General features: G+C 73.3%; 25 protein-coding genes. 15 read left to right on the top strand and 10 right to left on the bottom strand.

Features of this window, described 5'->3' with window-relative positions; genetic code table 11:
• Positions 1-79: 79 nt before the first annotated feature.
• Genes HD595_RS39695 through HD595_RS39680 form a run of 4 tightly spaced genes read left to right on the top strand, consistent with a single transcriptional unit; the run spans position 80 to position 4,000 of the window.
• Positions 80-1,210: a sensor histidine kinase gene (locus HD595_RS39695; protein ID WP_253778489.1), complete on the top strand. Its 1,131-nt coding sequence runs from the start codon at positions 80-82 to the stop codon at positions 1,208-1,210.
• 5 nt (positions 1,211-1,215) lie between these two features.
• Positions 1,216-1,902, top strand: coding sequence for a response regulator (locus HD595_RS39690; RefSeq protein ID WP_253778486.1), 687 nt, complete (start codon positions 1,216-1,218; stop codon positions 1,900-1,902).
• A gap of 36 nt (positions 1,903-1,938) precedes the next feature.
• Positions 1,939-3,357: a hypothetical protein gene (locus HD595_RS39685; protein WP_253778483.1), complete on the top strand. Its 1,419-nt coding sequence runs from the start codon at positions 1,939-1,941 to the stop codon at positions 3,355-3,357.
• A gap of 4 nt (positions 3,358-3,361) precedes the next feature.
• Positions 3,362-4,000, top strand: a complete 639-nt coding sequence (locus HD595_RS39680) for a histidine phosphatase family protein (RefSeq protein WP_253778478.1) — start codon at positions 3,362-3,364, stop codon at positions 3,998-4,000.
• Here HD595_RS39680 and HD595_RS39675 read toward each other — a convergent pair.
• The gene (locus HD595_RS39675; RefSeq protein WP_253778473.1) at positions 3,978-5,000 is read right to left on the bottom strand and encodes a zinc-dependent alcohol dehydrogenase family protein; all 1,023 of its coding nucleotides are present in this window, start codon (positions 4,998-5,000) and stop codon (positions 3,978-3,980) included. The genes HD595_RS39680 and HD595_RS39675 overlap by 23 nt on opposite strands.
• A 144-nt stretch (positions 5,001-5,144) precedes the next feature.
• Between HD595_RS39675 and HD595_RS39670 the strand changes: the two genes are divergently transcribed.
• From HD595_RS39670 to HD595_RS39660, 3 genes are read left to right on the top strand one after another with little or no spacing between them, the layout of a single operon-like run.
• Positions 5,145-6,050, top strand: a complete 906-nt coding sequence (locus HD595_RS39670) for a helix-turn-helix domain-containing protein (RefSeq protein WP_253778470.1) — start codon at positions 5,145-5,147, stop codon at positions 6,048-6,050.
• Between the two features lie 52 nt (positions 6,051-6,102).
• Entirely contained in the window at positions 6,103-6,993 is an 891-nt protein-coding gene (locus HD595_RS39665) for an AraC family transcriptional regulator (RefSeq protein WP_253778468.1), read from the top strand.
• Between the two features lie 60 nt (positions 6,994-7,053).
• Positions 7,054-8,235, top strand: coding sequence for an epoxide hydrolase family protein (locus tag HD595_RS39660; RefSeq protein WP_253778465.1), 1,182 nt, complete (start codon positions 7,054-7,056; stop codon positions 8,233-8,235).
• Positions 8,236-8,251: 16 nt separating this feature from the next.
• Here HD595_RS39660 and HD595_RS39655 read toward each other — a convergent pair whose 3' ends face one another.
• From HD595_RS39655 to HD595_RS39645, 3 genes are read right to left on the bottom strand one after another with little or no spacing between them, the layout of a single operon-like run.
• Positions 8,252-9,280 carry an alpha/beta fold hydrolase gene (locus tag HD595_RS39655; protein ID WP_253778463.1) on the bottom strand — a complete coding sequence of 343 codons (1,029 nt, stop codon included), beginning with the start codon at positions 9,278-9,280 and terminating at the stop codon, positions 8,252-8,254.
• Positions 9,281-9,325: 45 nt separating this feature from the next.
• Complete coding sequence (locus HD595_RS39650) at positions 9,326-9,826, bottom strand: DinB family protein (protein ID WP_253778461.1); 501 nt, start codon at positions 9,824-9,826, stop codon at positions 9,326-9,328.
• 24 nt (positions 9,827-9,850) lie between these two features.
• Complete coding sequence (locus HD595_RS39645) at positions 9,851-10,477, bottom strand: SAM-dependent methyltransferase (protein ID WP_253778459.1); 627 nt, start codon at positions 10,475-10,477, stop codon at positions 9,851-9,853.
• A gap of 88 nt (positions 10,478-10,565) precedes the next feature.
• Between HD595_RS39645 and HD595_RS39640 the strand changes: the two genes are divergently transcribed.
• Complete coding sequence (locus HD595_RS39640) at positions 10,566-11,171, top strand: helix-turn-helix domain-containing protein (RefSeq protein WP_253778457.1); 606 nt, start codon at positions 10,566-10,568, stop codon at positions 11,169-11,171.
• Positions 11,172-11,205: 34 nt separating this feature from the next.
• On the opposite strand, the gene HD595_RS39635 is transcribed toward HD595_RS39640, so the two are convergent.
• Together HD595_RS39635 and HD595_RS39630 are read right to left on the bottom strand one after the other, a co-directional pair.
• Positions 11,206-11,523, bottom strand: coding sequence for a hypothetical protein (locus tag HD595_RS39635; protein WP_253778455.1), 318 nt, complete (start codon positions 11,521-11,523; stop codon positions 11,206-11,208).
• Positions 11,524-11,590: 67 nt separating this feature from the next.
• Positions 11,591-12,337, bottom strand: a complete 747-nt coding sequence (locus tag HD595_RS39630) for a TetR/AcrR family transcriptional regulator C-terminal domain-containing protein (RefSeq protein ID WP_253778452.1) — start codon at positions 12,335-12,337, stop codon at positions 11,591-11,593.
• 86 nt (positions 12,338-12,423) lie between these two features.
• Here HD595_RS39630 and HD595_RS39625 point away from each other — a divergent pair, with 86 nt between their 5' ends.
• The 4 genes from HD595_RS39625 to HD595_RS39610 are packed head-to-tail and all read left to right on the top strand — an operon-like array spanning position 12,424 to position 15,915.
• On the top strand, positions 12,424-13,929 hold the full coding sequence (locus tag HD595_RS39625; protein ID WP_253778449.1) for an MDR family MFS transporter: 1,506 nt from the start codon (positions 12,424-12,426) through the stop codon (positions 13,927-13,929).
• Positions 13,930-13,940: 11 nt separating this feature from the next.
• Positions 13,941-14,564 carry a DsbA family oxidoreductase gene (locus HD595_RS39620; protein ID WP_253778446.1) on the top strand — a complete coding sequence of 208 codons (624 nt, stop codon included), beginning with the start codon at positions 13,941-13,943 and terminating at the stop codon, positions 14,562-14,564.
• Complete coding sequence (locus tag HD595_RS39615) at positions 14,561-15,148, top strand: NADPH-dependent FMN reductase (RefSeq protein ID WP_253778443.1); 588 nt, start codon at positions 14,561-14,563, stop codon at positions 15,146-15,148. The genes HD595_RS39620 and HD595_RS39615 overlap by 4 nt, the downstream gene beginning before the upstream one ends.
• Before the next feature lie 17 nt (positions 15,149-15,165).
• Entirely contained in the window at positions 15,166-15,915 is a 750-nt protein-coding gene (locus tag HD595_RS39610; protein WP_253778441.1) for an SDR family oxidoreductase, read from the top strand.
• Between the two features lie 45 nt (positions 15,916-15,960).
• On the opposite strand, the gene HD595_RS39605 is transcribed toward HD595_RS39610, so the two are convergent.
• On the bottom strand, positions 15,961-16,530 hold the full coding sequence (locus HD595_RS39605; RefSeq protein WP_253778439.1) for a M15 family metallopeptidase: 570 nt from the start codon (positions 16,528-16,530) through the stop codon (positions 15,961-15,963).
• Positions 16,531-16,616: 86 nt separating this feature from the next.
• On the opposite strand from HD595_RS39605, the gene HD595_RS39600 reads away from it, so the two are divergent.
• A complete protein-coding gene (locus HD595_RS39600) occupies positions 16,617-17,294 on the top strand; it encodes a response regulator transcription factor (protein WP_253778437.1) in 678 nt (225 codons plus the stop codon).
• A 10-nt stretch (positions 17,295-17,304) separates the two neighbouring features.
• Here HD595_RS39600 and HD595_RS39595 read toward each other — a convergent pair whose 3' ends face one another.
• On the bottom strand, positions 17,305-18,390 hold the full coding sequence (locus HD595_RS39595; RefSeq protein WP_253778434.1) for a helix-turn-helix domain-containing protein: 1,086 nt from the start codon (positions 18,388-18,390) through the stop codon (positions 17,305-17,307).
• Between the two features lie 100 nt (positions 18,391-18,490).
• Between HD595_RS39595 and HD595_RS39590 the strand changes: the two genes are divergently transcribed.
• Positions 18,491-19,747, top strand: a complete 1,257-nt coding sequence (locus HD595_RS39590; protein WP_253778432.1) for an MFS transporter — start codon at positions 18,491-18,493, stop codon at positions 19,745-19,747.
• Here the strand turns inward: HD595_RS39590 and HD595_RS39585 are convergent.
• Together HD595_RS39585 and HD595_RS39580 are read right to left on the bottom strand one after the other, a co-directional pair.
• Positions 19,694-20,806, bottom strand: a complete 1,113-nt coding sequence (locus HD595_RS39585; RefSeq protein WP_253778430.1) for a cytochrome P450 family protein — start codon at positions 20,804-20,806, stop codon at positions 19,694-19,696. The genes HD595_RS39590 and HD595_RS39585 overlap by 54 nt on opposite strands.
• Entirely contained in the window at positions 20,803-22,248 is a 1,446-nt protein-coding gene (locus tag HD595_RS39580; protein ID WP_253778428.1) for an MDR family MFS transporter, read from the bottom strand. The genes HD595_RS39585 and HD595_RS39580 overlap by 4 nt, the downstream gene beginning before the upstream one ends.
• Positions 22,249-22,398: 150 nt before the next feature.
• Here HD595_RS39580 and HD595_RS39575 point away from each other — a divergent pair, with 150 nt between their 5' ends.
• The gene (locus HD595_RS39575; RefSeq protein ID WP_253778426.1) at positions 22,399-22,827 is read left to right on the top strand and encodes a MerR family transcriptional regulator; all 429 of its coding nucleotides are present in this window, start codon (positions 22,399-22,401) and stop codon (positions 22,825-22,827) included.
• The last annotated feature ends 5 nt before the right edge of the window (positions 22,828-22,832 follow it).

Below are 22,832 nucleotides of genomic sequence, written 5' to 3'. Positions count from 1 at the left end.
GACGGCGGGCACGGGTGTCCACCGTCCCGATGCGTGAGATCCCGCTCCGGTCCGCGCGGCCGCGGCCGATAATGGGCGGATGACCAACGCGGGTCACGCGAGCGCGGTGCCCATGACGTGGGCCGCCAGGTTCTCCGGTCGGCGGGCGGACGGCGCGATCGCGGCGGCCACCACCGCGGCCACCCTCGGCCCGCTGCTGGCGTCCGGCCCGAAGGCGTGGTGGATCATCGCCCTGGGGGTGCTCGCCTCCGCGCCCGTCCACTGGCGCAGGCGCGCCCCCATGGCCGTGGCGCTGTTCGTCGGTGTCGCGATGACGGTCATGGTCTTCTGGGAGAAGCCGTTCCTCCCCTTCGGACCGCTGGTCGCCGTCTACACCGTCGCGGACCTCAGCCCCACCTGGAAGCGGCTGGCCGCGATCCCGGCGATCGCCGCCACCGTCGGCGTGTCCCTGGCGCTGCCCGGCGAGGACGGCGAGACCTTCCGCCTCATCGGCACCGCCTTCGTGGCCGCCTACGCGCTGGGCACCAGCGCCCGGGCGAACCGGTCACGCGCCGCCGAGCTGGCCGAGCGGGCACGCCGCCGCGAACAGGAGCACATCGCCGCGGTGGCGGAGGAGCGGGCGCGGATCGCCCGCGACATGCACGACATCATCACCCACTCCATCGGGCTGATGGTCGTGCAGGCCGAGGCCGGACCCGTGGTGGTGCGCAGCGACGCGCCCAGGGCCGAGGCCGTCTTCGACGCGATCGCCGACACCGGCAGGGGCGCGCTCACCGAGCTGCGCGGCCTGCTCACGGCGCTGCGCGCGTCGGCCGCCCCCGTCACCGAGGACCTCGGGCCGGTCCAGCCGCGCCTGGACGGACTCGCCGCGCTGGCCGGACGGAGCGGCCTGGACGTGGTCATGACCGTGGAGGGCGAGCCGCGGCCGACACCCGGCAGCATCGAGGCCGCCGTCTACCGGATCGTCCAGGAAGCCCTCACCAACGTCCGCAAACACGCCGGGGTGCGCGCCGTACGGCTGCGACTGCGGTGGACCTCGGCGGAGCTGCTCGTCGAGGTCGCCGACGAGGGCCGCGGGCCGCGTCCCGGCAGCGGCGGCCACGGGCTGATCGGCATGCGGGAACGGGCGGCGGCCTGCGGCGGGACGCTCAGCGCGGGACCGGGGCAGGAGCACGGGTTCATGGTCAGAGCCGTCTTTCCGCTTGAATAGCGCCCATGCTGCGCGTGCTCATCGCCGACGACCAGGACCTCTTCCGGGCCGGGTTCGGCCTGATCCTCGGCGCCCAGCCGGACATGCTGGTGGTGGGCGAGGCGGCGGGCGGCGACGAGGCGATCGCGCTGGCCAGGCGGCTGCGTCCGGACGTGGTCCTGATGGACGTGCGGATGCCGGGCACGAACGGCATCGAGGCCACCCGGGAGATCTGCGCGACCACCTCCGCCAAGGTGCTCGTCCTGACCATGTTCGACCTGGACGAGTACGTCTACGACGCCGTCCGCGCGGGGGCCAGCGGCTTCCTGCTCAAGGACATCCGCCGCGACGAGCTGGCGCACGCGGTGCGCACCATCGCCGCCGGCGAGGCGTTGCTGGCGCCCGCCGCCACCCGCAGGCTGCTGGAGAACCTGGTCAGACGGCCGGCCCACGACCCGATGCCGCGGCTGGCGGGCCGGCTGGCGGCGCTCACCGAGCGGGAGCGCGAGACGCTCAGGCTGGTCGCCCGCGGGCTGTCCAACGCCGAGATCGCCGCCGCGCTCGTCGTCACCGAGCACACGGTCAAGACGCACGTCAGCCGCATCCTGACCAAGCTGGACCTGCGCGATCGGGTGCAGGCGGCGGTGTTCGCCTACGAGTGCGGCCTGGTGGTCGCCGGTGAGAGTGACATCGGGGATCACACTCACGACTGACGCGCCACGTGGCCGAACGCGAGCAGCATCGTCGTCATGCGACGTGTCCTGATTCCGCTCGCCGCGGCCCTCGCCTCGGCTGTCCTGCTGGGCTTCGGCACCGGCCTGCACCCCGTGGCCTGGCTGACCTGGCTCGCCCCCCTGCCCGTCCTGCTCGCCGCTCCCCGCGTGGGAGGCGGCCCGGCCTTCGCCGCCGGCGCTCTCGCCTGGCTCGGCGGCCAACTGCCGATGTGGCCGTACTTCACCGGAAGTCTGGAGATGCCCGCCCCGGTGGCGGCCGGGCTGCTCGCCGTGCCGGCGCTGCTGTTCGGCGGCGGCGTGCTGCTCCACCGCTCGCTGCTGGCGCGGCGGCGGCCGCTGCTCGCCGTGCTCGCCGTGCCGGCCCTGTGGGTCGGCGTCGAACACCTGATGGCGCTGGCCGGTCCGCACGGCGCCTGGTGGAGCCTGGCCTACACCCAGGCCGACGTGCTGCCCGTCCTGCAGACGGCCTCCGTCACCGGGGTCTGGGGGATCACGTTCCTGCTCCTGCTCGTGCCCGCCGCCGTGTCCGCGCTGCTCGCCCCGGGCGCGACGCGCCGGCTCCCCGTCGCGGTGACCGCCGGCGCGCTGGTGGCCCTGGCTCTGGGGTACGGCTTCGCCCGGCTGGGCACCGGCCAGGACGGCGGGCCGTACCGCGAGGTCGCGCTGATCTCCACCGACGACCCGCGCGACACGGCGGAGCTGGACTCCCCGCAGGGACGCGAGCTGCTCCACCGTTACGCCGCGGCCATCGGCGCGGCCGCCGCCCGCGGCGCGGAGGTCGCGGTGCTGCCGGAGAAGACGTTCGAGACAGGCTCCGCCCGCCTGCCGCTGGCCAGGCCAGGAGTGGCGGTCGTCGCCGGCGCCGCGCTCGGCACCGGCGCGACGCGGACGAACACCGCGCTGGCCGGCCCGTCCGGCGCCCGCTACGACAAGCACCACATGATTCCCGGGCTGGAGTCCGAGTTCACGCCGGGACACGCGCTGACCTTCCTCGACCGGACCACGATGGGCCTGATCATCTGCAAGGACCTCGACTTCCCCGGGCTGGTGCGGCGGTACCGGCAGGCCGGCGCCACCGCGCTGCTCGCCCCGGCCTGGGACTTCGACGACGACGCCTGGCTGCACAGCCGCATGGCGGTGGTCCGCGGGGTCGAGAGCGGGTTGTCGGTGGCCCGCGCGGCCCGCCAGGGCGTCCTCACGGTGAGCGACACCCGGGGTCGGGTGCTGGCCGAAGGCCGCAGCGGCAGGCCGGGGGTGAACACGGTGCTCGCGGCGCTGCCGCGGCAGGGCGCCACCACCGTCTACACCGGCCTGGGCGACTGGGCCGCCTGGGCCTCGGTCGCGGTGCTGCTCGTCGCGCTGGCCGGGCTCCGCACCCGTCGCCCCTCGGCGCCCCGTGGGGGCCTGTCGGTCTCACGCGTTCTCGTAGGGTGAGGCCATGAGTGATCGTGTCCGGCTGCTGTGCCTGCGCCACGGGGAGTCCGAGAACGTCACAGCCGGCGCCGCCGGCGCCCTCCCCCTCGCGACGCTGACGGCGAGGGGACGTCTCCAGGCCGCCGAGGCGGCGCGGCTCATGAGCGGCGAGGGGGCGACGCGCATCTACGCCAGCACGGCCGTCCGGGCTCGGCAGACCGCCGACATCATGGCGCGCGCGCTCGGGGTCGAGGTCGTACCGCTGGAGGACCTGGCCGAGGTGCATGTCGGGCGCGCGGAAGGCGCCGTCGACCCGGCCACCCGGGCACGTGCGGCGGCCGTTCTGCGCTCGTGGATCGTGGACGGCGACCTCGGGGAGGCGGTGGCCGACGGAGAGGACGGGCACGCGGTCACCGCCCGGATCGTCGGCGCGCTCACCTCGATCGCCGCCGGGCACGCGGGCGGGACGGTCGCCGTGGTCGGCCATGTGGCGAGCCTCACCACCGGCCTCAGCGCTCTGTGCGGGCCGGGCCTGAAGGCGTGGGGCGCGCCGCTCCCCCACGCGGTCCCGTTCCCCGTCGAGTACGACGGACGTTCATGGCGGTGCCCGTCGTGGCCGTCCCCGACGGCCGCTCACGAGGTCACGGGCGCAGCAGGGTCTTGATCGCGCGGCGTTCGTCCATGGCCTGGTAGCCCTCGGCGGCCTCGTCCAGCGGGAGGGCGAGGTCGAAGACCTTGCCGGGGTTGATCTTCCGGTTCCAGATCAGGTCGATCAGCTCGGGCAGGTACTCCCGGACCGGCGCCGGACCGCCGTGCAGGTGGATCTGCGAGAAGAACAGCTCCTCTCCGGACAGGGTGACGTCGTGGTTGACGCCGACGAAGCCGACGTGGCCGCCGGGGCGGGTGGAGCGGATGGCCTGGTGCATCGACTCCTGGGTGCCGACCGCCTCGACCACCGAGTGGGCGCCCAGGCCGCCGGTCAGCTCCTTGATCTTCTCGATGCCCTCGTCGCCGCGCGCGGTGACGACGTCGGTGGCGCCGAACTCCAGGGCCAGCTTCTGCCGCGACTCGTGGCGGCTCATCGCGATGACCCGCTCCGCGCCGAGCTGCCGGGCGGACAGCACCGCGAGCAGGCCGACCGCGCCGTCGCCGACGACCGCGACCGTCCTGCCGGGTCCCGCCTGGGCGGCCGCCGCGCCGAACCAGCCGGTGCCGAGCACGTCGGAGGCGGCGAGCAGGTCGGGGATCAGGTCGGCGTCGGGCATGCCCGGGGTGGCGACGAGCGTGCCGTCGGCGTTCGGGATCAGGGCCCGCTCGGCCTGTGTCCCGACCGCGTTCATGAACACCCGCTCCACGCAGGAGGACGGGTAGCCGGAGCGGCAGATCTCGCAGGTGCCGTCGGAGGAGACGAACGAGCCGACGACGAACTGGCCGGGCCTGACGTTCCTGACCTGATCCCCGACCTCCTCCACGACGCCCACGTACTCGTGGCCCATGGGAGTGGGGCCCTCGACCGGGTCGATGCCGCGGTAGGGCCACAGGTCCGAGCCGCAGACGCAGGTCGCGGCCAGCCGGATGATCGCGTCGGTCGGGGCGAGGATCTTCGGATCCTCGCGCTGCTCCACCCGGACGTCGCCGGGGGCGTGCATCACTACGCCACGCATCTCACGTCCTCCTTGATCGGTCCGCTCGGCGGGCGGTACGGCTTCTATCAGTAAAAGCGCTGGTCAGACGAGGAGGAAGGTACTGGTGAAAGGTGTACTGGCAGGGCACCCCACCGAGATGGAGCGCGTCCTAGCCTGGGGAGGGTGGACAACCGCAGTCAGATCCGTGAGTTCCTGACCTCGCGGCGCGCCAGGATCAGCCCGCAGCAGGCCGGGCTGCCCTCCTACGGCACCCGCCGGGTCCCCGGGCTGCGCCGCTCCGAGGTCGCCCAGCTGGCCGGGGTGAGCGTGGAGTACTACTCCCGGCTGGAGCGCGGCGACCTGTCAGGGGTTTCCGACCAGGTCCTCGACGCCCTGGCCCGCGCGCTGCGGCTGAACGACGCCGAACGCACCCACCTGGAGGACCTCGCCCGCGCCGCGGGTCCCGGCCCGCGCCGGCGGCGCCGCCCCGCCCCGGACCGGGTGCGGCCCTCGGTGCAGCGGCTGCTGGACGCCATGACCGGCGCCCCGGCGTTCGTCATGAACGGCCGCGGCGACATCCTGGCCACCAACACCCTCGGCCGCGCCCTGTACGCGCCCATGATCGACGCGGCCCGAGGCGCCACCCCCAACCATGCCCGGTTCATCTTCCTCGACCCGCGCTCCCACCGGTTCTGGGGCGACTGGGAGCGCGCCGCCGATGACACCGTCGCCCTGCTGCACGCCCAGGCCGGCCGCGACCCCTACGACAAGGACCTCACCGACCTGGTCGGCGAGCTGTCCACCCGCAGCGACGACTTCCGCACCCGCTGGGCGCGCCACGACGTCCGCCAGCACCACCTGGGCGCCAAGCCCTTCCGGCACCCGGTCGTCGGAGACCTCCACCTCACCTACGAGTCGCTCGACCTGGCCGCCGACGGCCTCGTCCTGGTGGCCTACGGCACCGAGCCGGGCAGCGACTCGGAGGACAAGCTCCACCTGCTCGCGAGCTGGGCCAGCACGCCCGAGCGCGACCGGCGCACGGCGTCCCACGCCGCGAAGGCGACCGACCCGCTCGGCGGCGCGTCCTGAGACCCCGGCCGAAGCATCTCGACGGACGACACCTGCGGTTAGCCTCGGCCGCATGGTGTTCGACTCCGCTCATCTGGATCTTCAGCCCTATGCCGGTTTCGACATGAACCGCTACGTCCGGCGGACGCGCTGCAGCTGGGAGGACCTCGGCTGGCAGTCCTTGCTCGCGCAACGGTTCGACCACGTCCCGCTGGTCGAGGACATGGAGCTGCCGGCCACGGCGGACCTGCACCTGGTCCTGCCCGTGAGCGGCCGGGCCGTGATCGAGACGCACGCCGACGGCCGATGGAGCCGCCACACCTGGGCGCCGGGGCGGCTCGAACTGGTCATCCCGGACCGGCCCGCCCTGCGCCGCTATCGCGCCGACGGCCCCTTACGCAGCGTGCAGATCCACCTCCCCCGCGGCACCGTCGAACGGACGGCGGAGCAGCTCGGTGGCCGCGCGGTGGACTACGCGAGCATGGCGGCGTCCGTCGCCGCCGGTGATCCGCTGATCGAGGAGACCGTCCGCGCCGTCGGCTCGGCGGACGAGACCGAAGACCTGTACGCCGAGTCCGCGGCCGCCTTCCTGGCCGTGCACCTGCTCACCCGCCATTCCCGGCCGCCCGCGTGGCGGACGCCGGCGCGTGAGGACGCGCGCATCCGCGCGGCGATCGCACTCATGCGCGACCGGCTGGCCGAACCGCTCACCCTGGCCGACATCGCGGACGAGGTGTATCTCAGCGTCTATCACCTCGTTCGGGTGTTCAGCCGGACGACGGGAGAGACGCCCCACCGGTTCCTCATCCGGCTGCGGATCGAGAAGGCGCAACACCTGCTGCGGGACACCGACCTCACACTCGCCCAGATCGCGCCGCTCTGCGGCTTCGCGAGCCCCGGCGCTTTGTCGACGGCCTTCCTGCGGCACACCGGCATCCGTCCCTCGGCGTACCGCAATTCCTGACCGCTTTCCCGGCAATCCCTGGCATGGATCACGGGGGTGGCTCGTTCCTAGGGTTTCCCCATGTCTGGAAATCTGACGACAACTCCTGAGATCGAGCCCTATCCCGTGCATGTTCCCGACCGCGACCTGGCGGACCTGCGGGCCCGGCTCGACGCGGTCCGCCTCCCCGAGCCGGAGACGGTGCCGGACGCCACGCAGGGGATCGAGCTGGATCGGCTCAGGACGCTGCTGGACACCTGGCGCACGCACGACTGGCGGGCCAGGGAGGAGCGGTGGAACGCGATACCGCACTACCGCGCGCGCCTCGACGGCCTGCGCATCGCGTTCTGGCACGTGCGCTCGCCCGAGCCCACGGCGCTCCCCCTGCTGCTGACCCACGGCTGGCCGGGTTCCGTCCTCGAGTTCGAGAACGTCCTCGGGCCGCTCAGCGACCCGGTCGCCCACGGCGGTTCGGCGAGCGACGCCTTCCACGTCGTCGTCCCGGCCCTGCCGGGGTTCGGCTTCAGCGACCGTCCCCGCGAGCGCGGGTGGAACCCCGGCCGCACGGCGCGGGCGTGGGCCGAGCTGATGGCCCTGCTCGGCTACGAGCGCTTCGGCGCGCACGGCGGGGACTGGGGCGCGTTCGTCAGCACCGAACTGGCGCGCCTGGCGCCCGAGCGCGTCGCCGGACTGCACCTGACGATGCCGATCGCCTCTCCCCTGCCCGACGACCGGCTCTCGCCGGACCCCGCGGAACAACGTGTGCTGGAGCGGCGCGACCTCCATCTCGCCGACGGGTACGGCTTCGGGGTGATCATGAGTACGCGCCCGCAGACACTCGGCTACTCCCTGCTCGACTCTCCCGCCGGCCTGGCGGCGTGGCTCGGCGAGAAGTTCGCCGCCTACTCCGACACCCGGCCGGAGGCCGGCGGCGGGGTGAGCCTGTCGCAGCAGGTGGACGACATCGCCCTGTACTGGCTGACCGGGACCGGCGCCTCCAGCGCCCGCTGGTACTGGGAGGCCATGCGGTGGGTGCCACGCGGCGCCGAAGAGGAGAACGCGCGGCCGGTGACGGTGCCCACCGCGTGCTCGCTGTTCCCGGCCGAGCCGTGGCCGACCGCCCGGCGCTGGGCCGAGCGCCGCTACCACGACCTCCGGTCATGGCACGAGCTGGACCGCGGCGGCCACTTCCCCGGTCTGGAACAGCCGGATCTCCTGGTCTCCGAGCTCCGGGCCGCCTTCCGGCACCTCAGGACTCGATGACCGGCTCTCAGGACGGTCATCCGTCGAGGAAGCGGACCAGCTCCGCGGTGACGAACCCCGGGTTCTCCTCGACGAGCCAGTGCCCCGCGCGCGGCACGTCCACCGCGCGCACGATCGTGGTCATGCGCGGGGCCACCGTGGCCCGGATCGCGTCGAGCTGCCCCTGCGCGGTCATGAGCAGCGTCGGGACCCGGACCGGCGCCGCCGCCGCGGTGTCGCGGACGTCCTTGTCGAGGGCGCGGTAGAGCTCGAAGCCGCCTGACAGGGCCGCCGGCCGGCTGTAGGTCCGCGCGTACTCGTTGATCTCGGCGTCGGTGAACGGCGACCGCTCGGAGGTGCCGCCGAACGCCGTGCCGCCGAAGGAGACCTGGGGATAGAACAGGGCGAGGTACTCGCGGACGTCGTCGTTCACGACCGCCTCGGGCACCCGTCGCTGGGAGTGGAAGGCGATGTGCCAGCTCAGCGAGCGGTACGTGCGCGCGTCGATCGCCGGGCCGGGCAGCGGCAGGTCGAGGTAGCCGAGGCGGGCGGTGTCGCCGGGGAACCGGCTGGCGTACTGGAAGGCCACCGCGGCGCCGAAGTCGTGCCCGACGACGCGGGCGTCGCGCACCCCGAGCCGCTCGGCGATCAGCTTGTGCACGTACCGCGCCAGCGTGGCCTTGTCGTAGCCGGTCGGTGAGCCGGTGCTGTCGCCCAGCCCGGGAAGGTCCACGGCGTAGACGGTGTGGTTCCTGGCCAGCGCCGGCATGATCGGCCACCAGCCGTACCAGGTCTGCGGCCAGCCGTGGATCAGCACCACCGGAGTGCCGCTGCCGCCGGTCACGTAGTGCATGCGGACTCCGTCGACGTCGGCGAACGCGTGCCGGAAGGTCTTGCCGAACCTGGGGTCGTCGCGGGTGGCGACGGCGTAGGAGGGAACCTCGCCGGCCGCCGGCGTGGAGCAGGCCGCGGTGCCGGTCGTGAGGAGGAGGGCGAGGGTGACGGCCGCCGCCGTACGCGCGGATCGCGGGAAGCGGCGCGACGACGGACGAGTTGCGGTGATCATGAGGTCCTGTCCGGAGAAAGTGGTGGTGTCCTGGAGGGGGGCGGGTCAGCGCCCGGTCGCGCCGTCGATCAGCTCGCGCAGGATGTCGGCGTGGCCCGCGTGCCGGCCGGTCTCCTCGATCAGGTGGGTGAGGGCCCAGCGGACGCTGGGAGCGGGGCGCCCCGGCCGCGGCCGAGGGACGGGTGCGCCGAGGTCGGCGCACCCGTCGAGCAGGTCGTTCGCGCGCCCGACCGTCTCCCGGTAGCGGGCGACGACGTCGGCCACGCTGTCCGCCGGCGCGGCGTGGAACGTCGCCTGCCAGTCGGTGACGTCGTCGCCGAGCAACAGCGAGCGTTCGACGAACGTGAGGTGGTTGAGCAGGCCGAGCAGGTTCGTGCCGGACGGCACCGCGGCTGCTCGCGCCTGCGGTTCGGGGGCGCCCTCGACCTTCGCGGCGATCGAGGCCCGGAGGTAGTCGAGGAACGCGCGCAGGGTCGTGCTCTCGTCGCCTCCGGTACGGGGCGGCGGGGTGTCGCCGCGGCGGTCGTGCCGCCTGGTGCTGGGCACAGCGGTCTCCTTCGGGTCGCGGTCTCAGGCGGTGCGGCGGACGAGCAGGACGTGGTCGGTGACCTCGGCGGTGCGCCCGCCCGGTCCGGTCGCGATCCGGCGGGGCGTGTCGGCCCGCTCGATCGACCAGAGCGCCGGGTCCAGGTCGATGCCCGCGGCGACCTCCAGCGGGCTCGGATACCGGGCGCCGGGGTCCTGGTTCCACGACCACGGCGCGGCCGAGCCGTGGTCCACGACCAGCAGCCGCCCACCTGGGCGCAGGGCACGCGAGGCGGAGCGCAGGACGTCCGCCCTGTCCAGGTCGTGGGGCGTGCGCAGGTAGTGGGCACAGATCAGGTCGAACGCGCCGTGCGGGAAGGACGCGTGCAGGTCGTGGCGAACGGCGGCGACGTGGTCGCCCAGCCCGCGCGCACGGGCGAGGGCGGCCAGCCGCTCGACCGCCACGGCCGAGATGTCGACGGCGGTGACGTGCCACCCCTGGCCGGCGAGCCACAGCGCGTCGCCGCCGTCGCCGCATCCGAGGTCCAGCGCGTCGCCGGGCGGCAGACCCGTCACCGTCTCGGTGAGACGCGCGTTCGGCCGCGGATCGACGGCCGCCGGCCGGCCCGCGTAGACCTCGTCCCAGAACGTGACCGCATCGGTGGTGCCCATCAAGACTCCTTCTGTCGGTGTGCGCTCAGTCTTGCCAGGAGCGCCACGACCTGGCACGAAATCTTGCGGTTCTGGCAAGATGGGCCCCGTGGATCGCGAAACCGACGACGTTCTCGACGCTGTGGGGCCGCGACTGCGCGCGCTGCGCCGTGAGCGCGGCATCACCCTCGCCACCCTCGCGGCGACGACCGGCGTGTCGGAGAGCACCCTGTCCCGGCTGGAGAGCGGGCAGCGCCGGGCGACCCTGGAGTTGCTGCTGCCGCTGGCGCGCACCTACGACGTCCCGCTGGACGAGCTCGTCGGCGCCCCGCGCACCGGCGACCCCCGGATACACCTCACGCCGATCGAACGGTTCGGGATGACGTTCATCCCGCTGTCGCGGCGGCCGGGCGGGGTGCACGCGTTCAAGATGATCATCCCGGCGCGGCCGCGACCGCTCGAACCGACCCCGCAGACGCACGAGGGCTTCGAATGGCTCTACGTGCTCAGCGGGCGCCTGCGGCTCGTCCTCGGCGAGCGCGACCTGACCCTGCCGCCCGGCGAGGCGGCCGAGTTCGACACGTCCTTGCCGCACTGGCTGGGCAGCGCCGACGGCGGCGTGGTCGAGCTGTTGATCCTGTTCGGCCTGCAGGGGGTGCGGCTGCACGTCCGCGCCGACCTCCACCGGTCATCCCCCAGCGGGGGCCGGCGGTGAACTCGGAGCGTGCCACGTCGATGTGGCTTGCTCGTCAGCGCGGGCGGCTGAGGGCGGCCTCGGCCAGATCCGTCCACCTGTCGGCCGAGGAGTGCGGCACGACCACCCAGTCCTTGACCTCCCGGCCCTTCCCGGAGGGGTCGAACAGGGACGCCCCGGCCAGCTGGAGCGCCTCCGCGTGTTCGGGGGTGTCCCTGACCAGCCGGAACACCATCGCGCCGTCACGCTGCAGGCTCGCGAACACCTTCCCCGCCTGATCCTTGAGCGCCGGGCTCCCCATCATCCTGGAGATCTGCACCCCGAGGTCGGCCAGCTCGGCGCCGACCTGCCGGAAATCCTCTTCCGCGCTCATCGTCAGTGGGTCCCCAACTCCATGGCGGTGTGAACGGCGCTCAGGTTAGCCGTCCCGGCGGCAGTGATCAAGGCCGGGCGGGAAGCGCGGCGATGAGCGCGGCGACGGCGTCGAGGATGCGGTCGAGCCCCTGCCGGAAGCGCTCCTCGGGCGTGAGGTGGGCGGTGCGTGACTCCAGGACCGACCGGTTGAACAGCGGGAAGGCGCCGGACTCCACGACCTGGCGCACGTACGGCCCCATGTAGTCGCGCTTCCAGCGCTCGGGGTCCAGCCCGGTGCGGCGGGCCTCCTCCTGCCAGCCGATCTCGCGGCGGATCGCGCTGTGGACGTAGTCGTCCAGCATGCCGGCGAAGCCGGTGATGTCGTCGATGTCGAGCCCGATCCCCTCGAACGCGCCCAGCGCGAACTCGTGCACGCGCAGCAGGTTCGGGCCCAGGGTCGGCCGGCTGGTGAGCAGCGCGATCAGCCAGGGATGGCGCAGGCCCGCGGCGCGGACCCGACCGGCCAGCAGCGTCAGGTCGGCGCGCCAGTCACCGGACGGGCCGTCGGGCAGCTCCACCTCGCTCATCGCCAGGTCGATCATGAGGTCGAACAGGTCGTCGCGCCGGGGCACGTACCGGTAGAGCGACATGGCACCGGTCCCGAGGTCGCACGCGATCCGGCGCATCGTCACGGCGTCCAGCCCCTCCGCGTCGGCGATCCGGACGGCCGTGCGCGTGACCTGCTCGCGGCTGTAGCCGGGGCGCCGTCCCGGTCCGGAGCGCTCCTGCCGTTCCGGCTGCATCCAGATGCTGGTCGGCTTCTCGTCGGCCACCTCTCGCCCCCTCTTCGCGTTTGCGTACATGGTACCTGAATAGCTATGGTCCATTTCAGGTACGTAGTACGCAAATGGAGGCGCACATGGATCGATCACTTCGTACGGGCGTGATCGGCGTGATGCTCGGCATGATCACAGCCCCGTTGGACGGCATGATGCTCGGGCCCGCGCTGCCCACGATCGTGCGGGACCTCGGCGGCCTGGAGTACTTCTCCTGGGTGGCGACCGCCTATCTGATCTGCATGGCCGCCTCGACGCCGATCTGGGGAAAGCTCGGTGACCTGTACGGCCGAAAGACGGTCTACATGGCCTCGATCGTGGTCTTCCTGCTCGGCTCGGCGCTGTCCGGGCTCGCGCAGGACATGCCCCAGCTCGTCGCCTTCCGGATGGTGCAGGGACTGGGCGCGGGCGGCCTGATGACCGGAGCTCTGGCGCTGATCGGCGAGCTGGTTCCGCCCCGGCACAGCGGCCGGCTCATGGGGATGTTCGGGACGATGATGCCGATCGCCTTCATCGCCGGACCGGTGCTGGGCGGCCTGTTCGCCGAGCGGCTGGGCTGGCGGTGGGCGTTCTTCGTCAATCTGCCCATCGGCGCGCTCGCCCTGCTGCTCATCGGCACCGCCGTGCGGCTGGAGCGGCGCCGGATCGGAGCCCGGATCGACTTTCTCGGCGCGCTGCTGCTGACGGTGGCGCTGGTGGCGCTGAGCCTGGTCGCGAGCTGGGCCGGCACCCGGTACGCCTGGGGCTCGGCGCCGATCCTCGCCCTCGTCGTGACCGGAGCGGCGGCGCTGGCCGCCCTGCTGGCGGTGGAACGGCGCGCGGCCGAGCCGATCGTCCCGCTACGGCTGTTCGCCGACCGCAACTTCACCCTCGCCCAGGTCATCCGCTTCCTGGGCGGCGTCGGCATGGTGGTCGCGGCCACCTTCCTGCCGCAGTACATGCAGCTCGTGCAGAACGCCTCGCCCATCGCCAGCGGCCTGCTGATCCTGCCCTCGATGCTGGGCATGGTCGCCGTGCTCGTCGGAACCGGCCGGCTCATCAGCCGCACCGGCCGCTACCGGATCTACCCGATCCTCGGCGGCGCCGCCGTAGCCGCCGGCATGCTCGCGCTGCTGATCCTGGGGCCCGGCACGAACCTGGCCCTCGCCTCCGGTCTCACGCTGATCGGCGGCATGGGCGTGGGCCTGCTGACGCAGTCCACCACGATCATCACGATCAACAGCGCCGAGCCGCGCGACATGGGAGCGGCCAGCGGCTCGGTCACCCTCTGGCACACCATGGGCGCCTCGCTGGGCGTGGCCGTCCTGGGCGCCCTGTACACCGCCCGCCTGCAGGGCACCCTCGTCGAGAGTCTCGGCGCGGAGGCAGGCGCCCGGATCGCCTCGGACCGGCTCACTCCCGGCGCGCTCGCCCAGCTCCCGGCCTCCACCCGGGAGGCGGTCCACCTCGCCGTCTCCAACGGCGTCCACGCCATGGCCCTCGGCGCGGCGGCGCTGGGCGCGCTCGCCTTCCTGCTGGCCTGGTTCATCCGCGAGGTCCCGCTGCGTGACCGTACCCCGTCGGCCGAACCGGCCACCGCGACGGCGTGAAGGGGCGACGCATGCGGCACACCGTGAACGTCCGGATCGTGGTGGACGTCATCTGCTCGCACTCCTACCTCGGCTACACCCGCTTCGCCCGAGCCGCCGACCGGCTCCGGGCCGAGGGCGTGGAGGTGCCGGTGGAGTTCCTGCCGTTCGAGCTGGCCCCGGGCGCCTCGACCGAGGGACGGCCGCTGCTCGACGTCCTGGAACAGACCTTCGGCCCGCGGGCGGTGACCGGCGCGCTCGCCTTCGCCGAACACGCGACGCGCGAAGGACTCAGGTTCGAGTACGGCAAGGCCATCGCCACCGGCACCTTCGACGCGCACCTCCTGATCGCCGACGCGGCGCTCCAGGGCAAGGCCGAGCCCATGGCGGAACGCCTGTTCCGCGCCCACTTCACCGACGGGCTGCACATCGGCGACCCCGCCACCCTCGCCCGGCTGGCCGCCGAGGTCGGCGTCGTCACCGGACGCGTGCAGCGTGCCGCCGTACGCGCCCGGCTGGACCGGGTGCGCCGCCTCGGCGTCACCGGCGTGCCGGTCTTCCTCATCGAGGACCTGCCGCCGCTGACCGGATCCCTGACCGAGTCCACTCTGCTGGCGGCCCTGCGACAGGCCGCCCACGAAAGGAGCGCCCCATGATCGATGATCCGCTACGGCTCGCCGTGATCGTCGGCAGTGTCCGCGACGGCCGCCTCGGCCCGACCGTGGCCACCTGGTTCGCCGGCCAGGCCGCGGGCCGCCCGGACCTCGACGTCGACGTGATCGACCTGGCCGACGTGCCGATCGGGGCGGCGGCCCCGTCGATGTCCGCGCCGGAGCCGGTGCTGAGGGCCCTGGGCGAGCTGACCCCGCGGCTGGCGGCCGCCGACGCGTTCGTGGTGGTGACCCCCGAGTACAACCACAGCTACCCGGCCGGCCTGAAGAACGCGATCGACTGGCACAACCAGCAGTTCCACGCCAAGCCGGTGGCGTTCGTCTCCTACGGCGGCATCTCCGGCGGCCTGCGCGCGGTGGAGCATCTGCGTGCCGTCTTCGCCGAGCTGCACGCCGTCACCACCCGGGACACCGTCAGCTTCCACGGCGCCTGGGAGTCCTTCGACGGCGACGGGCAGCCGAAGGACCCCGTCGGCCCGGCCGCCGCCGCCAAGGCCCTCCTCGACCAGGTGACGTGGTGGGCGCGGATCCTGCGCGACGCCAAGACCACCACCCCCTACACCGCATGAACCAGAAAGGCATGAACATGACGACATTGACCGGCAGGACGGCGCTGGTGACCGGCGCGAGCCGGGGCATCGGCCGCGCGATCGCCACCCGGCTGGCCCGCGAAGGCGCCCGCGTCGCCGTGCACTACGGCGGCAACCACGCCGCCGCCAAGGACACCGTCGCCGCCATCGAGGCGGCCGGCGGGCGGGCCTTCGCCGTCCAGGCCGAACTGGGCGCGCCGGGTGACGCCGAAACTTTGTGGGCCGGCTTCGACGCGCACGCCGACGGGCTGGACATCCTCGTCAACAACGCGGGCATCCTGGGCGGGCAGAGCGAGATCGACGGCGTCACCCGGGAGGGCTTCGAGCACCTGTTCGCGGTCAACACCACCGCCCCGTTCTTCATCACCCAGCAGGCCCTGCCACGGCTGCGCGACGGCGGCCGGATCGTCACCGTGGGCACCATGCTGACCCGGGGCGCGGCCATGCCCCGGGCGATCGACTACGCCATGTCCAAGGCCGCGCTGGACGTCCTCACCACCGCGCTGGCCAAGCAGCTCGGGCCGCGCGGCATCACGGTCAACGTCGTGGCCCCCGGCGTCATCGACACCGACATGCACGAGGGGCGCCTGGTCGGCGAGGCGCTGGCGTGGCTGTCGTCGCAGACGCCCCTCGGCCGGCTGGGCACGCCGGAGGACGTGGCCGACGTGGTCGCGTTCCTGGCCTCCGACGACGGCCGCTACGTCACCGGGCACCGGCTCGACGTCTCGGGCGGGACGACCATGTAGCCCCTGCCGGGAGGTCCCGAAGCGGGCGACCGCCGTGGTCGCCGGTCATCGCCGCATCCTCGGGTCCTCGGTGGGGTCGGCGTACATGGGCGGGCAGCCGCGTTCGGCCGCTTCGGGACGCCGTTCGTAGTGCCAGGACTCGTTCGCGTAGATCTGGCACAGCCCGTAGCGGGCGCCGTGCCGGGACAGCCACGCCGCCGCGCCGGGTGGCCCGAGGTCGACGGCGTCCCCGGACACGTGGGCGGACGTGTCCGGGGTGGCGACCCACCGCGCGGCCTCCTCTTCCGAGCCGTACTTGGCGACGGCATCGCGGAGCAGCCGCTCCTGGTACCGCGGGGAACGCCATCCGCTGTTGACGCGGAACTCGACGCCGTCCCCCGCGGCGTCGGCCGCCGCCCGGCGCAGGGCCCCGAGCAGGTCCGGATCGAGCTTGGCCACGGCCGGGAACCCGTCGTCGAAGACGGTCACACCGTCGGGGACGACGCCGTCCGCCGCGCCCGGAGCGCCCTGGTGCCCGACCAGGACGACCGCCGCGGCGGTGACCACCGCCAGAGCGCCGACGACGAACCCGCGGGCGCGGCGGGTCTCTGTTCGCGCTGGTGCGTGAAGGCTCATGCCGCCAGTCAAGGCAGCGCGCCGTTGCCGGCCCCTATGCGATTTCCGATACGCCGGCGATAGGGCCGGGCTCGTACCATCGGTGCATGCGCGTGCTCGTCGTCGAGGATGAGCCCTACATGGCGGAAGCCATCCGTGACGGGCTACGGCTGGAAGCGATCGCGGCCGACATCGCCGGCGACGGCGAGACGGCCCTCGAGTTGCTGACCGTCAACCAGTACGACATCGCGGTCCTCGACCGTGACATCCCCGGGCCGTCCGGTGACGAGGTCGCCTCCCGCATCGTCGCTTCCGGCAGCGGCATGCCGATCCTCATGCTCACCGCCGCCGACCGGCTCGACGACAAGGCGTCGGGTTTCGAGCTCGGCGCCGACGACTACCTCACCAAGCCGTTCGCGCTCAAGGAGCTCGTGCTCCGGCTGCGGGCGCTCGACCGCCGGCGCGCCCACAGCAGGCCGCCCGTGCGGGAGCTCGCCGGCCTGCGGCTGGACCCGTTCCGCCGCGAGGTCTACCGGGACGGCCGGTACGTCGCGCTGACCAGGAAGCAGTTCGCCGTCCTGGAGGTTCTGCTCGCCGCCGAAGGCGGTGTCGTCAGCGCGGAGGACCTGCTGGAGCGGGCGTGGGACGGGAACGCCGACCCCTTCACCAACGCGGTGCGCATCACGGTGTCGGCCCTGCGCAAGCGGCTCGGCGAGCCGTGGGTCATCGCGACGGTGCCCGGCGTCGGGTACCGCATCGACACGGCGCTCGGCGCGTCCGGGTAGGGGACCTCCCTCAGCGCAGCACAGCCGCCAGCAGGTCGGCCCCCAGCGCCGTCAGGTCGGGCACATTCACGGTGTAACGGACGTAACGGCCCTGCCGCCGGGCCGTGAGCAGGCCCGCGCGGCGCAGGACGGCGAGGTGGCGGGAGACCTCCGGGGCCGAGAGCTCCCAGGCGTGGGCCAGCTCACCGGTGGTGTGCGGGCCGCGGGCCAGGGTGCGCAGCAGCCGCAGCCGTACCGGATGCGCGAGCGCCTCCAGCCGGAGCGTGACCGTCTCCAGTGACACCGGCTCCGACGGGCCCGGCTCGGCCACGGGGTACTGCACCACCGGCTGCCACCCGGGCGCGTGGACCACCACCAGGTGCGGGCGGCCGAAGACGCTGGGCAGGAAGGTGACCCCGCCGCCGTGGGCGGTGGTCGCGTTGTCCTGCAGCTTGTCCACGATGATGCGGTCGCCGTCCGGCGTCAGGGTGACCGCGCCGGAGATCGACGTGAGTGCCGCGCCGATGCCCTGGCGCTTCAGCAGGTCGTTCTTCAGGCGCAGGTCGGTGGCGAGTCGCACGGCGACGGTCGTCCAGGCGTCGTCGAAGAAGGCCTCGGCGCACTGTTCGAGGGTGTGCCGCACCCGCGCCCGCACGGCCGCGGGGTCCGCGAGCAGCCGTTCCGCGAAGGCCTCCTGGAGCGCGCCGCGGGCCTGGGCGAGGTCCAGGGCGCGCTCGCGCGCCGTCGCGTCGGCGAGCGGCGACGGCGCGGCGAAGCGCACCCGGTTGCTGCCGCACGTGGTGATGAGCGCGGCGGTGACGTAGGTCTCGTCGTCGATCCGGTCCACGTCGTCCAGCTCCTCGGCGAGGGTCGGCCGGGGACGAGCGGGGACCAGGAAGTCGGCCCGTGAGGAACGCCAGAGGAACTCCGCCTCCTTGAGCCGCTCGGCCAGCTCCGGCCGCAGCCCGGCCCAGACGTCCCCGGCCCAGCCGGCGAGCTGCGGGTGGTGCCCGGGTTCGGCCAGCACGTGCAGCATCGCGGTCAGCTCGGCCAGCGGGGAGGCGGCGAACCGCAGGTGACCGGACGGCAGGCCGCCGATGTCGATGCTCAACGTCATCCCCACATCATCGCTGGTCGGACGGCCGGCGCCCGCGTCGATTGACGGTGTCCGTCAACCGACGCGGTCGGACCCGGCGGCCGAACGCATCGTTGACCCCATGGCAACCACCACCAAGATCCGGCCGGGCGCCCTCGTGCGCGCCTCCGGAGGCCCCCGCTACGCCGTCGCCCTGGCCGTGGACGCGCTCGGCACCGGCCTGCTGCGCCCCTTTCTGCTGCTCTACGGGGTGACGGTGCTGCGGCTGTCGGCGCCGGTCACCGGCATCGCCATGACGGTCGGCGTCGTCGTGGGCCTGGTCTGCATGCCCGCGGTCGGCCGGTGGCTGGACCGGGGCGCGCGCAGCACGGTCGTGGCGGCGTCGATGCTGGTGCGGGTGCTGGGCGTGGCGCTGCTGCTGGCCGCTCCGGCGGGGCACGTCCGGCTGTTCACGGCGGCGGCGCTCTTCCTCGGCATCGGCAACCAGGTATGGCCGGCCGCCCATGCCGCCCTCGTGGCCACGGTCTCCCATGGCCGCGAACGTGACGCCGCTCTCGCGGGAGGCCGCGCCCTGCGCAACGCCGGCCTGGGCGTGGGCGCCCTCCTCGCCACCGCGTGCCTGGCGGGCGGCACCAGCGCGTTGCAGGCGCTGGCCGCCGTCACCGGGGTCGCCTATCTCGCCGCGGCGGCCTTGGCGTGGTCGGTCCAGGTGCACGCCCATCCGGCCGCCGCCGCGGCGAACGACGGGGACGACGGGCCCGCGCCCCGGATGCGCGCGCTGCTGGCCGCCAACGTGATCTACGTCTTCTGCCTCAACGTCCCCGAGATCGCGCTCCCCCTCGTCCTCGTGACGCAGATGCACGCGTCCCCGGTGTGGTCGGCGGCCATCTTCGTGGCGAACACCGTGCTGGTGGTCACCCTGCAGGTTCCGGTCACGGTGCTGATGTCCCGCTTTCCCCGGCGGACCGTGCTGGCTCTGGCCGGCGTGGTGCTCGCCGCGTCCTACCTCGGCTTCCTCGCGGCCATCCCGCTGGGAGACGGCTGGGGCGCCCCGGCGGTCGCCGCGGTGTCCGTGGTCTGCACCATCGGCGAGATCATCTACGCCGGCAGCGCCACCGCGCTCGTCACCGCCCTCGCCCCGGCCCGTCTCCTGGGACGCGCCCTTGCCCGCTTCCAGCTCTCCACGGGCTTCGGCCTGGCCGTCTCCCCGGCGGTCATCACCGCGCTGGCCTCCCACGGCTCGGCCGCCCTCTGGGGCGGCCTGTCCGCCGCGACGCTCCTCTCGGCCACCGCCGTCGCCACCGAGAAGGATCAGGAACGCGGCTCAGCGCTCGCCGCCGCCGGGCCCGAGCAGGCCGGAGGTGAATCGTACGGGTAGCGCCGTGAGGCCGCGCAGGAAGTCGCCCGGTTTCCAGCGCAGGCCGGCGGCCGGACCGCTCAGCCGGAGGCCGGGCAGCCGGGTGAGCAGGGCGCCGATGGCGATGTGCGCCTCAAGACGGCCGAGCGGAGCGCCGAGGCAATGGTGGATGCCGTGCCCGAACGCCAGGTGGGTGGGGCCCGTCCGGTCGAGGACGAGACGGTGCGGCTCGGCGAAGATCCCCGGGTCCCGGTTCGCTGCCGCGATCCTCAGGATGACCCGGCTGCCCGCGGGGATCACCAGGCCGTCGACGGCGATGTCCTGGAGCGCGATGCGGGGGGTGGCGTGCTGGACCGGCCCGTCCAGGCGCAGGAGCTCCTCGACGGCGGGGGGCAGCAGGTCGGGCCGCTCGCGCAGGAGCCGGAGCCGGCCAGGGTCGGTGAGCAGCGTCAGCATGGCGTTGCCGATCAGGTTGACGGTGGTCTCGTGTCCGGCTCCGAGCAGCAGGAACACCGTGGCCACGAGCTCTTCCTCGCTGAGCGCGTCATCGCCGTCCCGGGCCTGGACGAGGGCGGTCAGCAGGTCGTCGCCCGCGCTCCCGGCCGAGCCGCGCTTGGCGTCGACCAGCGCCTGGATGTAGTCGTTGAGCGCCTTGAGTGCCCGGCTCACGATGACGTCCGCGTCGGGGGCGTCGGCCGGGGTGAGGGCGGCGGTGAACCAGTCGCCGAACGTGGTGCGGTCAGCCGCCGGCACGCCGAGAAGCTCGCAGATGACGGTGGTGGCCAGGGGGAAGGCCACGTCGCCGACCAGGTCGGCCTCTCCCCGCGGGAGAATGCCGGCGATCAGCGCGTCGGTGATCTGCTGGATCTGCGGTCGGAGCGCTGCCACCCGCCTCGCGGTGAAGGCCTTCTGGGCGAGTCTGCGGAGTCTGGTGTGGTCGGGAGGGTCGGTGTTGAGCATGTGCCGGCCGCCGAAACCCGCCTGGCCGTCAGGGGGCGCGCTGGACAGCCGGGCGTCGGCCAGCAGCGCTCGGACGGTCTCGTATCCCTCGATCACGATGGTTTGTCGGTCGGTGCTCATGCCGCCGCCTCTCCTGACCTGGGGCGGTTGACGCTTCGGGGCAGCAGCGCCAGGAACGCCACCAGGACGAGGGCCGCCGGCGCGCCCCAGGACAACACCTCCGGGATGGCATCGGCGGTCGCCCGCGGACCTGGGACCCGTCCCTGGAGTTCGCGGGTCAGGAGGCTGCCGAAGACGGCCACGCCGAGCGAGAGGCCCAGGCCGCGTACGGACACCGTGGCGGAGGTGGTGGCGGCCAGGTCCGCGGCGGAGACGGCGTTCTGGGCGACGACCACGAGGTTCTGCATCAGCAGCCCGAAGCCGATGCCGAGCACGCCGATCTCCGCGGCGAGCAGGGCGTAGGGGGTGCCGGGACGGAGCTGGCTCAGCAGGGCGAATCCCAGGACCGCGATCAGCGAGCCGGCGAGCAGGTAGGGCTTGAACCGGCCGCCGGCGCCGATGCGGGCGCCGGCCACTGAGGAGACCGCCATGAACGTCAGGACGTACGGGTTGAGGGCCAGGCCTGCCTGGGTGGCGCCCATGCCGTAGGCGGCCCGCAGGTAGGTGGGCAGGTAGACGATCGATCCGCCGAGCAGCGCGCCCAGCAGCGCGGTGGCGGGCAGTGCGACCCGCAGGGTGCGGTCGGCGAACAGCCGCAGCGGCAGCAGCGGGTTGGCCGCGCGGCGTTCCCGCCACACGAACAGCGCTCCCAGCACCACCAGGGCGGCGATCAGCGCGAGGATCACGCCGGAGTCCCACGCGTACGTCCGGCCGCCCCATTCGGCCACCAGCAGCAGGCTCACGGTCGCGCCGGCGATCAGGACGGCACCGGCGAGGTCGATCCTGCCGTCCCCGCCGATCCTGGGCAGTCGCAGCGCGTACGCGGTGAGCGCCATGGCGAGCAGGCCGAGCGGGAGGTTGACGTAGAAGATCCAGCGCCAGCCCCAGGCGTCGGTGATGCCGCCGCCGGCCAGCGGGCCGCCCACGCTGGCGAGGGCGAAGACGCCGCCGGTGAAACCCTGGATCCGGCTACGCAGGCGGGGCGGGTACAACTCGGACAGCGCGATGGTGGGCAGGACGAACAGCGCGCCCGCGCCGATGCCCTGCACGGTCCTGAAGGCGATGAGCTGGGGCATCGTCTGGGCCAGGCCGCACAGGGCGGAGCCCGCGACGAAGACGGCGACCGCGACGAGGAACACCGTACGCCGTCCGTACCGGTCGCTGAGGCGGCCGTAGAGCGCGCCGGTCGCGGTCGAGGCCAGCACGTAGGAGGTGACGACCCAGCCGATCGCGTCCATGCCGCCCAACTGGGCGGCGATGTCGGGCAGGGCGATGGCCACCACCGTCTGGTCAAGGACCGACAGCAGCATGCCGATCAGCAGGCCGGCCGTGGCGAGCGGCACCTTGCCGCCGCCCTTCGACGGGACGCCGGGGGCGGTCTGCGTGAGATCCGCGGACACCATGATCAGCCCCTTGCCCGCGTGCCGGGTACCACGATCGGCGCGGCGGCCCTGCCGGCCGGGCCTCCCCCGGCGATGACGACGTCGAACATCTCTTGCCTCCACAAAGCGTGATCGCTTGACGTGGAGGCAAGTCTGCAAGTTAATGTCAACATGAAGTCAAGCGACTGGATGCAGATCGGGGAACTAGCGGAGCAGTTCGGCCTCGCCCCGCACGTCCTGCGCCACTGGGAGGCCATGGGCCTGCTGACCCCCGCCACCAGGGTCAACGGCCGCCGCCGCTACACCCGCGATCACGTCGTCCGCGTCCTGACGATCATCCGGGCCAAGACAGTGGGCATGAGCCTGGAGCAGATCCGGGAGATCCTCACCGTCTCCGACCAGGCCGAACGCCGGGCCCTCCTCCAGCGGCATCACGCGGAGCTGGAACACCGGCTCCAGGAGATAGCGGCCTCCAAGGCGCTGATCGAGCACCTGATGCGGTGCACCGCGGAGGACTTCACCCGATGCCCCGACTACCGGCGGATGGTGGAGAGCACGGCCGGACTCCACGACCTCGACCAGGACGGCTGCGTCATCTGAGGCGG

Origin of the sequence: Nonomuraea roseoviolacea subsp. carminata (genome assembly GCF_024172185.1) — a bacterium.
In the GTDB taxonomy this organism is placed as follows: Bacteria; Actinomycetota; Actinomycetes; order Streptosporangiales; family Streptosporangiaceae; genus Nonomuraea; species Nonomuraea roseoviolacea.
The sequence above is the reverse complement of the archived record's forward strand: the minus strand, read 5'-3'. Positions and strand labels throughout refer to the sequence as shown.

Bases quoted from the DNA above. Each gene is read 5' to 3' on its own strand.
- HD595_RS39695 (WP_253778489.1), top strand. From the start codon at position 80: ATGACCAACGCGGGTCACGCGAGCGCGGTGCCCATGACGTGGGCCGCC.
- HD595_RS39690 (WP_253778486.1), top strand. From the start codon at position 1,216: ATGCTGCGCGTGCTCATCGCCGACGACCAGGACCTCTTCCGGGCCGGG.
- HD595_RS39685 (WP_253778483.1), top strand. From the start codon at position 1,939: ATGCGACGTGTCCTGATTCCGCTCGCCGCGGCCCTCGCCTCGGCTGTC.
- HD595_RS39680 (WP_253778478.1), top strand. From the start codon at position 3,362: ATGAGTGATCGTGTCCGGCTGCTGTGCCTGCGCCACGGGGAGTCCGAG.
- HD595_RS39675 (WP_253778473.1), bottom strand. From the start codon at position 5,000: ATGCGTGGCGTAGTGATGCACGCCCCCGGCGACGTCCGGGTGGAGCAG.
- HD595_RS39665 (WP_253778468.1), top strand. From the start codon at position 6,103: ATGGTGTTCGACTCCGCTCATCTGGATCTTCAGCCCTATGCCGGTTTC.
- HD595_RS39660 (WP_253778465.1), top strand. From the start codon at position 7,054: ATGTCTGGAAATCTGACGACAACTCCTGAGATCGAGCCCTATCCCGTG.
- HD595_RS39655 (WP_253778463.1), bottom strand. From the start codon at position 9,280: ATGATCACCGCAACTCGTCCGTCGTCGCGCCGCTTCCCGCGATCCGCG.
- HD595_RS39645 (WP_253778459.1), bottom strand. From the start codon at position 10,477: ATGGGCACCACCGATGCGGTCACGTTCTGGGACGAGGTCTACGCGGGC.
- HD595_RS39635 (WP_253778455.1), bottom strand. From the start codon at position 11,523: ATGAGCGCGGAAGAGGATTTCCGGCAGGTCGGCGCCGAGCTGGCCGAC.
- HD595_RS39625 (WP_253778449.1), top strand. From the start codon at position 12,424: ATGGATCGATCACTTCGTACGGGCGTGATCGGCGTGATGCTCGGCATG.
- HD595_RS39620 (WP_253778446.1), top strand. From the start codon at position 13,941: ATGCGGCACACCGTGAACGTCCGGATCGTGGTGGACGTCATCTGCTCG.
- HD595_RS39615 (WP_253778443.1), top strand. From the start codon at position 14,561: ATGATCGATGATCCGCTACGGCTCGCCGTGATCGTCGGCAGTGTCCGC.
- HD595_RS39610 (WP_253778441.1), top strand. From the start codon at position 15,166: ATGACGACATTGACCGGCAGGACGGCGCTGGTGACCGGCGCGAGCCGG.
- HD595_RS39605 (WP_253778439.1), bottom strand. From the start codon at position 16,530: ATGAGCCTTCACGCACCAGCGCGAACAGAGACCCGCCGCGCCCGCGGG.
- HD595_RS39600 (WP_253778437.1), top strand. From the start codon at position 16,617: ATGCGCGTGCTCGTCGTCGAGGATGAGCCCTACATGGCGGAAGCCATC.
- HD595_RS39595 (WP_253778434.1), bottom strand. From the start codon at position 18,390: ATGACGTTGAGCATCGACATCGGCGGCCTGCCGTCCGGTCACCTGCGG.
- HD595_RS39590 (WP_253778432.1), top strand. From the start codon at position 18,491: ATGGCAACCACCACCAAGATCCGGCCGGGCGCCCTCGTGCGCGCCTCC.
- HD595_RS39585 (WP_253778430.1), bottom strand. From the start codon at position 20,806: ATGAGCACCGACCGACAAACCATCGTGATCGAGGGATACGAGACCGTC.
- HD595_RS39580 (WP_253778428.1), bottom strand. From the start codon at position 22,248: ATGGTGTCCGCGGATCTCACGCAGACCGCCCCCGGCGTCCCGTCGAAG.
- HD595_RS39575 (WP_253778426.1), top strand. From the start codon at position 22,399: ATGAAGTCAAGCGACTGGATGCAGATCGGGGAACTAGCGGAGCAGTTC.